Source organism: Mitsuaria sp. 7 (assembly GCF_001653795.1).
Taxonomy (GTDB): domain Bacteria; phylum Pseudomonadota; class Gammaproteobacteria; order Burkholderiales; family Burkholderiaceae_C; genus Roseateles.
In genome coordinates this window covers 5,810,142-5,822,419 of sequence record NZ_CP011514.1, presented here as the reverse complement: position 1 = coordinate 5,822,419, position 12,278 = coordinate 5,810,142, and the positions used below count along the sequence as shown (strand labels likewise).

The window sequence follows — 12,278 nt, the reverse complement described above, 5'->3', positions numbered from 1 at the left end:
AAAAGGCAAAACCCCTCGATCATTGCTGACCGAGGGGTTTGGCGGGATATTAACCTGACGATGACCTACTTTCACACGGGAATCCGCACTATCATCGGCGCTGAGTCGTTTCACGGTCCTGTTCGGGATGGGAAGGGGTGGGACCGACTCGCTATGGTCATCAGGCTTGACTGGTTGGCTTGCTGAGGAGCTCAGCAGGCCCAATTCGGTAGAGTCAAATCAGCTTTGGTTTGATTGCGTCTTCAAGGATTGAAGAACGGTTTTGATCGTGGCAACTCCGGCATACGGGTTGCGCGTCGATCTGCGTGACCACTCACCCTGACGTTTTGAGTGTCAAAGTTATAGGGTCAAGCCTCACGGGCAATTAGTACTGGTTAGCTTAACGCATTACTGCGCTTCCACACCCAGCCTATCAACGTCCTGGTCTTGAACGACCCTTCAGGGGGCTCTAGGCCCCGGCAAGACTCATCTTGAGACGAGTTTCCCGCTTAGATGCTTTCAGCGGTTATCTCTTCCGCACTTAGCTACTCGGCGATGCCACTGGCGTGACAACCGATACACCAGAGGTGCGTCCACTCCGGTCCTCTCGTACTAGGAGCAGGCTCTCTCAATCTTGCAGCGCCCACGGAAGATAGGGACCAAACTGTCTCACGACGTTTTAAACCCAGCTCACGTACCTCTTTAAATGGCGAACAGCCATACCCTTGGGACCGGCTACAGCCCCAGGATGAGATGAGCCGACATCGAGGTGCCAAACACCGCCGTCGATATGAACTCTTGGGCGGTATCAGCCTGTTATCCCCAGAGTACCTTTTATCCGTTGAGCGATGGCCCTTCCATACAGAACCACCGGATCACTTTGTCCTACTTTCGTACCTGCTCGACTTGTCAGTCTCGCAGTCAAGCACGCTTATGCCAATGCACTATCAACACGATTTCCGACCGTATTTAGCGTACCTTCGAACTCCTCCGTTACACTTTGGGAGGAGACCGCCCCAGTCAAACTGCCCACCATACACTGTCCCCAACCCGGATAACGGGCCAAGGTTAGAACCTCAAACACACCAGGGTGGTATTTCAACGTTGGCTCCACCTGATCTAGCGACCAGGTTTCAAAGCCTCCCACCTATCCTACACAGATCTGTTCAAAGTCCAATGTAAAGCTACAGTAAAGGTTCATGGGGTCTTTCCGTCTTTCCGCGGGGAGATTGCATCATCACAAACATTTCAACTTCGCTGAGTCTCTGGAGGAGACAGTGTGGCCATCATTACTCCATTCGTGCAGGTCGGAACTTACCCGACAAGGAATTTCGCTACCTTAGGACCGTTATAGTTACGGCCGCCGTTTACTGGGACTTCAGTCAAGAGCTTGCACCCCATCATTTAATCTTCCAGCACCGGGCAGGAGTCACACCCTATACGTCGACTTTCGTCTTTGCAGAGTGCTGTGTTTTTAATAAACAGTTGCAGCCACCGATTCTCTGCGGCCTCATTGGGCTAACCAAGTAAATGGATCACCTACTAAAGGCACACCTTCTTCCGAAGTTACGGTGTCAATTTGCCGAGTTCCTTCTCCAGAGTTCTCTCAAGCGCCTTAGAATACTCATCTCGCGCACCAGTGTCGGTTTGCGGTACGGTCGTCAATAGCTGAAGCTTAGTGGCTTTTCCTGGAAGCAGGGTATCACTCACTTCGTCTGCAAGCAGACTCGTTATCACCCCTCATCTAAGCCCGGCGGATTTGCCTACCAGGCACGACTACAGGCTTGAACCGGGACATCCAACACCCGGCTGAGCTAACCTTCTCCGTCCCCACATCGCACTATTGATCGGTACAGGAATATTCACCTGTTTCCCATCAGCTACGCATCTCTGCCTCGCCTTAGGGGCCGACTCACCCTACGCCGATGAACGTTGCGTAGGAAACCTTGCGCTTTCGGCGAGGGGGCTTTTCACCCCCTTTAACGCTACTCATGTCAGCATTCGCACTTCTGATACCTCCAGCAGGCCTCACGACCCACCTTCACAGGCGTACAGAACGCTCTCCTACCACGCACAGTAAACTGTGCATCCGCAGCTTCGGTAACTGGCTTAGCCCCGTTACATCTTCCGCGCAGGACGACTCGATCAGTGAGCTATTACGCTTTCTTTAAATGATGGCTGCTTCTAAGCCAACATCCTGACTGTTTTAGCCTTCCCACTTCGTTTCCCACTTAGCCAATTTTAGGGACCTTAGCTGGCGGTCTGGGTTGTTTCCCTCTTGAGTCCGGACGTTAGCACCCGGTGCTCTGTCTCCCAAGCTGTACTCTTCGGTATTCGGAGTTTGCATAGGTTTGGTAAGTCGCCATGACCCCCTAGCCTAAACAGTGCTCTACCCCCGAAGGTAATACTTGAGGCACTACCTAAATAGTTTTCGGAGAGAACCAGCTATCTCCAGGTTTGTTTAGCCTTTCACCCCTATCCACAGCTCATCCGCTAGTTTTGCAACACTAGTCGGTTCGGACCTCCAGCACCTGTTACGGTACCTTCATCCTGGCCATGGATAGATCACCTGGTTTCGGGTCTACACCCAGCGACTAATTCGCCCTATTCGGACTCGATTTCTCTACGGCTACCCTATTCGGTTAACCTCGCCACTGAATGTAAGTCGCTGACCCATTATACAAAAGGTACGCAGTCACCCTTGCGGGCTCCTACTTTTTGTATGCATGCGGTTTCAGGATCTATTTCACTCCCCTCCCGGGGTTCTTTTCGCCTTTCCCTCACGGTACTTGTTCACTATCGGTCGATTACGAGTATTTAGCCTTGGAGGATGGTCCCCCCATATTCAGACAGGATTTCACGTGTCCCGCCCTACTCTATTCGTGCCTAGTTCCACAATCGACATTTCTCATACGGGGCTATCACCCGCTATGGCCGGACTTTCCATTCCGTTCTGATATGCCAACTGCTAAAACACGAGGGCTACTCCGATTTCGCTCGCCACTACTTTCGGAATCTCGGTTGATGTCTTTTCCTCGAGCTACTGAGATGTTTCAGTTCACCCGGTTCGCCTCGCACACCTATGTATTCAGTGTGCGATACCTCTAAACGAGGTGGGTTTCCCCATTCGGAAATCTCCGGATCAAAGCTTATTTGCCAGCTCCCCGAAGCTTATCGCAGGCTATCACGTCCTTCGTCGCCTGTAATCGCCAAGGCATCCACCACATGCACTTAGTCACTTGACCCTATAACTTTGACATCCGCAGATGTCGTCAAGGACAGATGCTCAACAACTTGAGCATTTATTTGAGTATCACGCGTTCGCCGTTCTTCAATTTCTTCTCTTTTCAGAGTTGAAGTTTGTTGACGCAATCAAATGTCGCTGGCGGCACGGTGCCGGTCGCCCCTTTACGAGCGCCGGCTTTCCGCCAGCAACGCTGATTCGACTCTACGAATTGTTAAAGAACAACAGCCGACACGAATGTCGAGACTGGCAAACCACAGTGCCCATTCGGACGCTGTGGTTTGCCACCCATGTGAAGTGATTGGTGGAGGATGACGGGATCGAACCGACGACCCCCTGCTTGCAAAGCAGGTGCTCTCCCAGCTGAGCTAATCCCCCAAGATCTTGACGACCCTCGTGGTGGGTCTGGCTGGATTCGAACCAGCGACCCCCGCCTTATCAAGACGGTGCTCTAACCGACTGAGCTACAGACCCACGCATTTCTTGCGTGCTCCTGCATCGCGCCAACCGGCAAGGCCAGCTCGCCAGGCTCACGCGTTTTCTCACTCACTGTTGTGTGTCTACAGCCGATAAGTGTGGGCGCGCTGAACTCGCATTTTTCGACTCGACTCTCCCGAGCTGCCTGAGCAACTCGACGGTCTCGTCATTCTCTAGAAAGGAGGTGATCCAGCCGCACCTTCCGATACGGCTACCTTGTTACGACTTCACCCCAGTCACGAACCCTGCCGTGGTAATCGCCCCCCTTGCGGTTAGGCTAACTACTTCTGGCAGAACCCGCTCCCATGGTGTGACGGGCGGTGTGTACAAGACCCGGGAACGTATTCACCGCGGCAAGCTGATCCGCGATTACTAGCGATTCCGACTTCACGCAGTCGAGTTGCAGACTGCGATCCGGACTACGACCGGGTTTCTGGGATTAGCTCCCCCTCGCGGGTTGGCAGCCCTCTGTCCCGGCCATTGTATGACGTGTGTAGCCCTACCCATAAGGGCCATGATGACCTGACGTCATCCCCACCTTCCTCCGGTTTGTCACCGGCAGTCTCATTAGAGTGCCCTTTCGTAGCAACTAATGACAAGGGTTGCGCTCGTTGCGGGACTTAACCCAACATCTCACGACACGAGCTGACGACGGCCATGCAGCACCTGTGTCCAGGTTCTCTTTCGAGCACTCCCACATCTCTGCAGGATTCCTGGCATGTCAAGGGTAGGTAAGGTTTTTCGCGTTGCATCGAATTAAACCACATCATCCACCGCTTGTGCGGGTCCCCGTCAATTCCTTTGAGTTTCAACCTTGCGGCCGTACTCCCCAGGCGGTCAACTTCACGCGTTAGCTACGTTACTGAGAAGAAACCCTCCCAACAACCAGTTGACATCGTTTAGGGCGTGGACTACCAGGGTATCTAATCCTGTTTGCTCCCCACGCTTTCGTGCATGAGCGTCAGTACAGGTCCAGGGGATTGCCTTCGCCATCGGTGTTCCTCCGCATATCTACGCATTTCACTGCTACACGCGGAATTCCATCCCCCTCTACCGTACTCTAGCCATGCAGTCACAAATGCAGTTCCCAGGTTGAGCCCGGGGATTTCACATCTGTCTTGCATAACCGCCTGCGCACGCTTTACGCCCAGTAATTCCGATTAACGCTTGCACCCTACGTATTACCGCGGCTGCTGGCACGTAGTTAGCCGGTGCTTATTCTTCAGGTACCGTCATGAACCCCCAGTATTAGTAGGAGTCTTTTCTTCCCTGACAAAAGCGGTTTACAACCCGAAGGCCTTCTTCCCGCACGCGGCATGGCTGGATCAGGGTTGCCCCCATTGTCCAAAATTCCCCACTGCTGCCTCCCGTAGGAGTCTGGGCCGTGTCTCAGTCCCAGTGTGGCTGGTCGTCCTCTCAGACCAGCTACAGATCGTAGGCTTGGTAGGCCTTTACCCCACCAACTACCTAATCTGATATCGGCCGCTCCAATTGCGCGAGGTCTTGCGATCCCCCGCTTTCACCCTCAGGTCGTATGCGGTATTAGCTGCTCTTTCGAGCAGTTATCCCCCACAACTGGGCACGTTCCGATATATTACTCACCCGTTCGCCACTCGTCGCCAGGTTGCCCCGCGTTACCGTTCGACTTGCATGTGTAAGGCATGCCGCCAGCGTTCAATCTGAGCCAGGATCAAACTCTACAGTTCGATCTTGAATAAACTCAACGGAATCGAACAAAGACTACTTTCATAGCTTCATTCTTTCTTCCGTGAGCATCTAGCGATTTAACCTTCTCAGGTCGCTCGTCCAGACGCCCACGCTTATCGGCTGTAAATTATTAAAGAACATCGAAGCAACCTTCGCTCGAGGCCTCAGCCCCTTGCCACTTACTTCGTCGCGTCGCTGACTTGTCGTCAGCAGCGCAGAAGCGAGATTATGAACGATTTCTTTCGAATCCGTCAAGCAGTCAGAGAAATTAATTTCATCGTCGACTGCGAGAATCTCGCCGCCAAATGAAAACCCGCTTTCGCTAGTTATTCACCTGACTACCTCGGCATACCCTCCGAGGCCGCCGTTCAAAACAATGTCGTGAACAGCGAAGACCGCTAGTCTAGCACGAGTTTTTTCACTCGCGCAACTCCCCGCATAACGCTTTTGCTGGACGGGCGATGTTCGACCGCAGCCCATCCCGGGTTGGTGCCCGGTCAGTGAAGCCGGGACTGCGGCGCCAGTACCTCCAAGGCCACCTTGGCTGGCTCGTCGCTCTCCAGGATACGAGGCAGCGCGGCAGACAGCCGCGGCACGTCCGCCCGGAGGACGCGCTGCTTGACGGAGGGAATCTGCGACGGGTGCATCGAGAAACTGGTCAGCCCCATGCTCAGGAGCAGATCGGTGAAGGCTGCATCACCAGCCATCTCGCCGCAGACACTGACTTCCTTCCCGGCCGCTCGCGCCTGCGAGATCGAATTCGCCAGCAGGTGAAGGACCGCGGGATGCCACGGGTCATATAGATGAGCGACCGCCTCATCGGCGCGGTCGATGGCCAACGTGTACTGGATGAGGTCGTTGGTCCCGATCGACACGAAGTCCACATGCTTCAACAGCTGCGGCAGCATGATCGCTGCAGCGGGCACCTCCACCATCACACCGAGAGCGACCTCGCCATAGGCTTGACCTGCCTCGTCGAGCTGCGTCTTCACGCGCCTGGTGGCTTCCTGGACCTGACGGATCTCCCCCAGGTGGGCAACCATCGGGATCAACAGCTTCACCTGGCCGAAGGCGCTCGCCCGATAGATCGCGCGCAGTTGCTGCCGGAACATGCTCGGCTCCGCCAGACTCCACCGGATCGCCCGAAGACCCATGGCCGGGTTGAGCACATGTTCGTGACGGAGCTCGTTGACCGACATCCGATCAAGCGGCTTGTCGGCGCCGATGTCGACCGTGCGGATCGTCACCGGCAGACCGGCCATGGCCTCGACCGCACTCTTATAAGCGGCGAACTGCTCTTCCTCGCTGGGCAGGTCGCCCTCACGGTTCATGAACAGGAACTCGCTGCGAAACAGCCCGACGCCGGTCGCGCCGGACGCCAGCGCCGCGACGGTGTCGCCGGGCAGTTCGATATTGGCGTGCAATTCGATGCGCTGCCCGTCCATCGTGATCGCCGGCGTATGTCGCAGGCGTGCGAGACGTGCGTTCTCAAGCTCGGATTGCCGCTGACGGAAACGGTACTCCTCCAGCACGATGGGGGAGGGGTTGACGATCACCGTGCCGGCATCGCCATCGATGATGACCCAGTCGTCCTGGCGGATCAGCCGGGAAGCCTCCCGCGTTCCCACCACGGCGGGGATCGCCATGCTGCGTGCCACGATGGCGGTATGGGAGGTCTTCCCCCCGATGTCGGTGATGAAGCCCTGGAACACACTGCGCTTGAACTGGATCATGTCCGCCGGCGCGATGTCGGCGGCGACCAGCAGCAGCGGGTCCTCCCCGGCGAAGTCCCGGGCCACCACGGCGGCGGGGCCGCCGGGAGGCGCATCGTCCAGTTCCGCGGCGAGCGCTGAGAGAACGCGCTCGACCACCTGTTCCAGGTCGGCCTTGCGTTCGCGCAGGTAGTCGTCTTCCATTTCGTCGAACTGCCGGGCCAGGACTTCCAGTTGGGCTGACAGCGCCCATTCGGCGTTGTAGTGCCGATCGACGATCCAGTCCCGCGCCGTATCGACCAAGGCCTCGTCGTTCAGCAGCAGCAGGTGGACGTCCAGCAGCGCATCGAGTTCATGCGGCGCGTCTTCCGGCAGCTCGGCCTTCAGCCCCTGCAACTCACGGGTGACCACATCGCGGCCCCTCACGAGGCGGGCGTACTCCTGTTCCGCATCCGCGGCGGCGATGAAGTAGTGCGCGACGTCGACGCGGCTGGAAGCGACCAGCACTGCGCGGCCGATCGCCACGCCGCGGGAAACGGGAATGCCGAAGACCTGGAAACTCATGCGCCGACTTTAGCAGCGGGTTCCGAATCCCCGGTGGGCGAAGGTGAACTCCGCGAAAACCTCTGTGCAGCCGACGTCAACGGCACGGACGCATGACCGTGACGACCCCGCGACTGTCACGGTTCGTTCACTTGAAGGTCACCGACGCGTCACCCCGTCCGCTCAGCATCGCGGCCATCACTTCAGCGAGGCTTTGCCATGAGGGATCTGCCGCTGCCTACCCTGCCCTTCTCCGATCTGCGCTCCGTCGAAGCGCCCCGGAGGTCACTTCCAGCCAGTTCGCAAGAAGTCGCTGTCGATGCTGCGCGCACTCGCTTCCACGTGGGTTGGGCGCGCACGGAAGACGAAGTCCGTCAGGCCCAACGCCTGAGGTACAAGATCTTCGTCGATGAGATGGGCGCACGCCTGAGCGTGCCCGTTGGCGCGCCTGCCGGGCATGACGTCGATCTCTTCGACCCCTTCTGCGAGCACCTGCTGGTGCGCACGCTCGACAAGCACGGGCAGCCCGGCGAAGTCATCGGCACTTATCGCGTGTTGACGCCGGAGGCGGCACGCCGCGCCGGCGGCCTCTACAGCGAAACCGAATTCGACCTGACCCGCCTGCGCTCGCTGCGTCCGCGCATGGTCGAACTGGGCCGCTCCTGCGTCCACCCGGACCACCGCAACGGCGGCGCCATCATGGCCCTGTGGGGGGCGCTGACCGAATTCATGGTCCGCAACGACCTGGACACGATGATCGGATGCGCCAGCATCAGCATGCGCGACGGCGGTCACTACGCCGCCAGCCTGTGGCGCCAACTGGACGCCAGCCACATGGCCGACATCGCCTGGCAGGTGCGCCCGCGCCTGCCGCTGCCGGTCGACGAACTGCGCCAGGACCTGGTGGTCGAACCGCCGCCGCTGATCAAGGGCTACCTGCGGGTCGGTGCACGCATCCTCGGCCGCCCGGCCTGGGACCCGGACTTCAATACCGCCGACCTGCCGATGATCATGCGCATCGCCGACCTGCCGGCGCGGTACCGGAAGCACTTCCTGGGACGTTGAGCGAGCGCGAAGGCCTTACTGGCCTTCGCCGAACTTGTCGTTCACCAGCGCCGTGATGGCGTCGTGCGCGGGTTGCTCGTCCTCGCCCGAGGTTTCGAGCTCCACTTCCGCGCCGATTCCCGCAGCCAGCATCATGACGCCCATGATGCTCTTGGCATTCACGCGACGACCGTTGCGGGTCATGAAGACCTCCGCCTTGAATCCCCCCGCCAACTTCGTCAACTTCGCCGAGGCTCGGGCATGCAGGCCCAGCTTGTTGCTGATGGTGAGGGTCGACTTGATCATGAGCAGGAAGGTTGGGACGAAGGGTTGTTGGAGGCGCAAGGCGCCGTCGCGTCGCACAGGATGCCCTGGGTGCCGCCCTGGCTGGCGCGCTGGACCAGCGCATCCAGGCCTTCGCCGGCGTAGCACAGCGAGCGCCACAGCATCGGCACGTTGACGCCGGTGAGCACCTTCACCTGCTCGCCCTGCAGGCGCAGCGCGGCATTCGTCGGTGTCGCACCGTAGACGTCGGTCAGCACCAGGGTCTGCTGGTGCCCGGAAGCGCTGATCAGCGCGCGCGCCTGCGACTCGACGTCGTCGGCGCTCATCTCCGGCGTCACGTCCAGCACTCTCAACTGCAAGGAGCAATGCGGGAAGGTGTGCTCGGCCACCTGCTTCAGCGCGGTGGCCAGCGGGGCGTGAGCGATCAACAGCAGGCCGGACATGGCGATCATTATCGTGCGGCGCAGCATGGTGCGGGCGTGGCTCGCACAAACCCTCAATCGTGGGGAGGATGCCCCCCGCTTCCCCCACCTCAGCGCGGCAGCTCCACCGACCCGAGGAACACGTCCCAGGCCTCCGGGTCCAGGCGTTCACCCTGCATCAACAACTGATACAGCCGTCCGTCGCGGGAGAACACCGCCTGCCGCACCTGCTGCCGAGGCTGGCCGGAGCGGGCCTCGAAGGACTGCTGGAACGCTTCCGGATCAGCCGCGATGCCGCGCACACCCAGCGGCGCTGAGGCCTGCGGGGCCATCTGCCGGGCGATGCCCTCGTGCATGCGACGCATCGCCGCGGACGTCGCGCCGGCCTCGCCGAGATCGGTCCAGGTCAGCGAGAACTGGCTCCCCCGGGCCTTGCAGCTCAGCGATCGCACGGCGACGCCCTGGCCCGACGGTCCGGGCTGAGTCCGTTCCTCGCGGTCGGGCTTGCAGGGGAACATCAGCTGCATCTGCGCGCCTTCCGGGCTCACCTTGCGCCAGTTCAAGGCCGGGCTGCAGCCGGCGGCCAGCACCAGCAGAAAGATCGAGACAGGCCAGGTCGACGGACGCATCGAAGGATTATGGAGGGCCCACAATGCCCCGATGAGCGAAGCGAACTCCCCCACGCCCTCCGCCATGGCCCTCAAGGGCGTGCGCGTTCTGGATCTCTCCCGCGTGCTGGCCGGCCCCTGGTGCACGCAGACGCTGGCCGATCTCGGCGCGGACGTGATCAAGGTCGAGCGCCCCCCGAAAGACGGCCATCCCGGGGGGGACGACACCCGCGGATGGGGTCCTCCCTATTTGAAGGACCGCGACGGGCAGGATACCGCCGAGGCGGCCTACTACCTCGGGGCGAACCGCAACAAGCGCTCGGTCGCGATCGACATCGCCAGCCCGCGGGGTCAGGACTTGATCCGGGAACTGGCGCGCCGGGCGGATGTGCTGGTCGAGAACTACAAGGTCGGTGACCTGGGCCGCTACGGACTCGACGCCGCGGCGCTGCTGGCGCTCAACCCGCGGCTCGTGTTCTGTTCGGTGACCGGCTTCGGCCAGACCGGACCGTACCGGGATCGCGCCGGCTACGACTACGCGGTCCAGGGCCTGGGCGGCCTGATGAGCGTCACCGGCGAGGCCGACGCGCTGCCCGGCGGCGGTCCGCAGAAGGTCGGCGTGGCGGTGGCGGACCTCTTCACCGGCATGTACGCGACAGTCGCGATCCTCGCCGCGCTGCGCCACCGAGACACGACCGGCCAGGGCCAGGTCGTCGACATGGCGCTGCTGGACACGCAGGTCGCGATGCTGGCGAACCTCGGCGCCAACTACCTGACGACCGGCAAGGCGCCCGGTCGCATGGGCAACGCCCACCAGAACATCGTGCCGTACCAGGTGTTCCAGGCCAGCGACGGCCATCTGATCGTTGCAGTGGGCAACGATGGCCAGTTCACCCGATTCTGCGAGCTCCTCGGCCTGCCCGAGCTCCCCCGCGATCCACGCTACGCGACCAACTCTCAGCGGGTCCGGCATCGCGACGACCTGGTCCCGCTGCTGGCGGCACGCGTCGCGGAACGACCGAGACAACATTGGCTGGATGCGATGGAAGCGGCCAAGGTGCCGGGCGGCGCCATCAACGACCTGTCCGAGGTCTTCGACGATCCGCAGGTCCGGCACCGCGGGATGGTGGTCTCGATGGCGCATCCGCAGAGCGATGCGTTGCGCGTGGTCGCCAGTCCGATGAAGTTGTCGGAGACGCCCGTGGCCTACCGATTGCCCCCGCCGCTGATGGGCCAGCACACCGATGAAGTTCTTGCGGAACTCGGACATGGCCCCGACGCAATCGCCGCATGGCGGGAAGAAGGGGTCATCGCATGAGCAGCAAGGACGGCAAGCAAGGGCTGGAGCCTCCCAAGGGGGTCAACATCGTGCTCGTGCACGGTGCCTGGCTGGGCGCCTGGGCATGGAAGCGCGTGCTCGGTCCATTGCGGGCGGCCGGCCATCAGGTGTTCCCCGTCTCGCTGAGCGGCGTCGGGGAACGCGCCCATCAATCGCACGGGGACATCCGGCTGCAGACGCACATCGACGACGTGAAGGCGGTCATCGAATGCGAGGAACTGACCGATGTCCTGCTCGTCGGGCACAGCTACAGCGGCATGGTGGTCACCGGCGTTGCGGACCAGATGCCGGACCGCATCGCGCGGCTGGTCTATCTCGACGCCGTGGTGCCAGAGCCGGGCGAGTCCTGGTCCAGCCGTCACACGCCGGAGACGCAGGCCCAACGCCGCGAACAGATCTCGAAGTTCGGCCATCTGCCGGTGACCGAGCCCAACGGCATGGGGCTGAAGCCGGACGACTTCGACTGGATGATGCGCTGCCAGCGCCCGCAGCCGGGTGGCGTCTACGACAGCCCGCTCGATTTCGATCAGGCGGCCTGGTTCGAGCGCCCACGCACCTTCATCGACTGCAACCGCCCCGCCCTTCTCACGATCGCCGCCGCGCGCGAGCGCGCCCGCAGTCAGCCCGGCTGGGAACTCTTCGAGATCCCGACGGGTCATCAGGTGATGGTTTCTGCTCCAAAAGAGCTGACCGAACGTCTCCTGATGCTGGCCAACCGCCAGGCCGAAGGCACCGACTGGAGTCCTCGGTAGCAAAACCGTCGAAGGGCGGCAGTGGTTGGGGACGGCAAGTCGTGAGGTTTCGGAGCTTGACTCCGGGGCCTCATGACTTGGCGGCCAACGCTCGGCCAATGCAGTCCCTGCCCGTCCGCCATCCGCCCCGATTCCATGAGGAATCGTGAGCCATTTCACGCCATCC

General features: G+C 60.5%; 7 protein-coding genes, 2 tRNA genes and 3 rRNA genes. 3 read left to right on the top strand and 9 right to left on the bottom strand.

Annotation, left to right across the window (positions count from 1 at the left end; all coding sequences use genetic code 11):
* Positions 1-52 precede the first annotated feature (52 nt).
* The 6 genes from rrf to ptsP form a co-directional block, all read right to left on the bottom strand.
* Positions 53-165 (bottom strand): 5S ribosomal RNA (rrf, locus tag ABE85_RS25560).
* A gap of 178 nt (positions 166-343) precedes the next feature.
* Positions 344-3,224: ribosomal RNA gene (locus ABE85_RS25555) — 23S ribosomal RNA — on the bottom strand.
* 301 nt (positions 3,225-3,525) lie between these two features.
* A tRNA-Ala gene (locus tag ABE85_RS25550) sits at positions 3,526-3,601 on the bottom strand.
* A gap of 19 nt (positions 3,602-3,620) precedes the next feature.
* A tRNA-Ile gene (locus ABE85_RS25545) sits at positions 3,621-3,697 on the bottom strand.
* Positions 3,698-3,877: 180 nt separating this feature from the next.
* A 16S ribosomal RNA gene (locus ABE85_RS25540) occupies positions 3,878-5,406 on the bottom strand.
* The 16S, 23S and 5S rRNA genes sit together here with 2 tRNA genes alongside, the layout of an rRNA operon.
* Before the next feature lie 498 nt (positions 5,407-5,904).
* Positions 5,905-7,683, bottom strand: coding sequence for a phosphoenolpyruvate--protein phosphotransferase (gene ptsP / locus ABE85_RS25535; protein ID WP_067281483.1), 1,779 nt, complete (start codon positions 7,681-7,683; stop codon positions 5,905-5,907).
* Between the two features lie 198 nt (positions 7,684-7,881).
* Here ptsP and ABE85_RS25530 point away from each other — a divergent pair, with 198 nt between their 5' ends.
* A complete protein-coding gene (locus tag ABE85_RS25530; RefSeq protein ID WP_067281481.1) occupies positions 7,882-8,727 on the top strand; it encodes a GNAT family N-acetyltransferase in 846 nt (281 codons plus the stop codon).
* A gap of 15 nt (positions 8,728-8,742) precedes the next feature.
* Here ABE85_RS25530 and ABE85_RS25525 read toward each other — a convergent pair whose 3' ends face one another.
* The 3 genes from ABE85_RS25525 to ABE85_RS25515 all read right to left on the bottom strand — a co-directional run bounded on the left by ABE85_RS25525 (position 8,743) and on the right by ABE85_RS25515 (position 10,042).
* Positions 8,743-9,012 carry an HPr family phosphocarrier protein gene (locus ABE85_RS25525; protein WP_067281479.1) on the bottom strand — a complete coding sequence of 90 codons (270 nt, stop codon included), beginning with the start codon at positions 9,010-9,012 and terminating at the stop codon, positions 8,743-8,745.
* Positions 9,009-9,434, bottom strand: coding sequence for a PTS sugar transporter subunit IIA (locus ABE85_RS25520; protein WP_067283547.1), 426 nt, complete (start codon positions 9,432-9,434; stop codon positions 9,009-9,011). The genes ABE85_RS25525 and ABE85_RS25520 overlap by 4 nt, the downstream gene beginning before the upstream one ends.
* A gap of 89 nt (positions 9,435-9,523) precedes the next feature.
* Positions 9,524-10,042, bottom strand: a complete 519-nt coding sequence (locus ABE85_RS25515) for a hypothetical protein (RefSeq protein ID WP_067281477.1) — start codon at positions 10,040-10,042, stop codon at positions 9,524-9,526.
* A gap of 31 nt (positions 10,043-10,073) precedes the next feature.
* Here ABE85_RS25515 and ABE85_RS25510 point away from each other — a divergent pair, with 31 nt between their 5' ends.
* Both ABE85_RS25510 and ABE85_RS25505 read left to right on the top strand, forming a co-directional pair.
* On the top strand, positions 10,074-11,339 hold the full coding sequence (locus ABE85_RS25510) for a CaiB/BaiF CoA-transferase family protein (RefSeq protein WP_067281474.1): 1,266 nt from the start codon (positions 10,074-10,076) through the stop codon (positions 11,337-11,339).
* A complete protein-coding gene (locus tag ABE85_RS25505) occupies positions 11,336-12,112 on the top strand; it encodes an alpha/beta fold hydrolase (protein ID WP_067281472.1) in 777 nt (258 codons plus the stop codon). Before ABE85_RS25510 ends, ABE85_RS25505 begins: the two co-directional genes overlap by 4 nt.
* The last annotated feature ends 166 nt before the right edge of the window (positions 12,113-12,278 follow it).

Coding starts and splice junctions, on each gene's coding strand:
- ptsP (WP_067281483.1), bottom strand. CDS start 7,683: ATGAGTTTCCAGGTCTTCGGCATTCCCGTTTCCCGCGGCGTGGCGATC.
- ABE85_RS25530 (WP_067281481.1), top strand. CDS start 7,882: ATGAGGGATCTGCCGCTGCCTACCCTGCCCTTCTCCGATCTGCGCTCC.
- ABE85_RS25525 (WP_067281479.1), bottom strand. CDS start 9,012: ATGATCAAGTCGACCCTCACCATCAGCAACAAGCTGGGCCTGCATGCC.
- ABE85_RS25520 (WP_067283547.1), bottom strand. CDS start 9,434: ATGTCCGGCCTGCTGTTGATCGCTCACGCCCCGCTGGCCACCGCGCTG.
- ABE85_RS25515 (WP_067281477.1), bottom strand. CDS start 10,042: ATGCGTCCGTCGACCTGGCCTGTCTCGATCTTTCTGCTGGTGCTGGCC.
- ABE85_RS25510 (WP_067281474.1), top strand. CDS start 10,074: ATGAGCGAAGCGAACTCCCCCACGCCCTCCGCCATGGCCCTCAAGGGC.
- ABE85_RS25505 (WP_067281472.1), top strand. CDS start 11,336: ATGAGCAGCAAGGACGGCAAGCAAGGGCTGGAGCCTCCCAAGGGGGTC.